Raw genomic sequence first — 337 nt, forward strand, 5'->3', positions numbered from 1 at the left:
CGGGCGCTGGCACGCGTCAACCTGGATGCCCGCACCCAGACCGCCTCCGGCACCCTGCGCGCCTTCGTACGCCTCGATGCCGCCTCGCGCACGGGCGTCATTCATTCCGGAACTATGCTGCGGATCGGCCAAGCCGACGCCGCCACCGGCGTCGACGAGCGGGGCCGCGAGGAGCAATACGTGAACGTCGACAAGGCGTTCCTCCAGTTCGCCGGCCTGACCGCCGGTCGCGCGTCCTCGTTCTACGACTTCTACGCCCACGATTTCGAATTCTACGGCGCCACCTCGGGCTCCGACAATTCATCCACCAACCTGCTCGCCTACACGGCCACCTTCG

The 337-nt window shown here is 67.4% G+C and carries 1 protein-coding gene; it reads left to right on the forward strand.

All coding sequences use genetic code 11. The features are described from left to right. On the forward strand, nucleotides 1–337 hold a 337-nt coding region (locus tag MKL09_RS07045; RefSeq protein WP_244019148.1), incomplete at both ends, for a porin.

The organism is Methylobacterium sp. J-048, assembly GCF_022829515.1.
Taxonomy (GTDB): Bacteria; Pseudomonadota; Alphaproteobacteria; order Rhizobiales; family Beijerinckiaceae; genus Methylobacterium.